The following is an 885-nucleotide window of genomic DNA, read 5'->3' as shown; positions in this document are numbered from 1 at the left end:
AACTGAGCGCTGCTGAAAAGAGAGTGATTTCAGAAAGGTTGCATATTCAAATTGATTATTTGACTGACGACGCAATCTCATTTTCTAGAAACAAAGCTTCGTTATTAGAACATTTGCAAGAATATACTGAGTGGCGCCAGACTAAAACATCAGACCAGCCCCTTTTTAATCTGATGAATGTTCTTTTTAAAACTTTAAACATATCTATTGAACGTATTGACCAGAAGCATTCTATCCCTAAATCCAGTTATTATGAAGCTTATGATATCATCAACCAGTTATTAAATGGTAATTCCGCACTCTGTAAAAAACTGAGTTCGATGAATACTATGTTGAAGCCCATCACTTCACAGTCACATTCTGAAGGCTATAAAACACGGGCAATAAATGATTTTCTTTCTAAACTCGGGTTTGACACTGAAGTTGATCATAAAACAAACGGGAATTATAGAAAGTATAACATCTGGTTAAATTCACACGCGTATCCATCGATACTCAATAAACATGATTATTATGAAACTTCACTTGATATAAAACAAGCTATTATGTAATCATTCTGTTCGGTTTTAAGCAATTCTACCTTTTAATCTATGAAAATGATTTTCGAAATGCAGTATCGGCGTAAAGACAAGTTTATCTATAAACGTGAAGAGATCTGCTCAATCTTTAGAAGTGATGATATTGAGCAGATCATTGCAAAAAACGACTACATCGTCAGTATTGATTTTGAGCGATTTGTTTACTTGCGTTCGACATTGCCGCCTGATTTCTTTGACAAACTAGCTTTGTCACTGCGAGAAGGCGAACTGTGTTATATATCTTTCGAAGATGCCCTTTCAAGATGGAGTGTTATCTCTCAGATCCCGATGATTTTAATTCTCGGCA

The 885-nt window shown here is 35.1% G+C and carries 2 pseudogenes; both read left to right on the top strand.

Annotated features, from left to right (window positions below):
- A pseudogene (locus tag R7Z50_RS25815) lies at nucleotides 1-551 on the top strand (hypothetical protein); the annotation flags it as partial.
- Nucleotides 552-608: 57 nt separating this feature from the next.
- A pseudogene (locus tag R7Z50_RS25810) lies at nucleotides 609-885 on the top strand (hypothetical protein); the annotation flags it as partial.

This window comes from Vibrio sp. 1249-1 (assembly GCF_033340495.1).
This window is presented reverse-complemented; position numbering and strand designations above follow the sequence as displayed.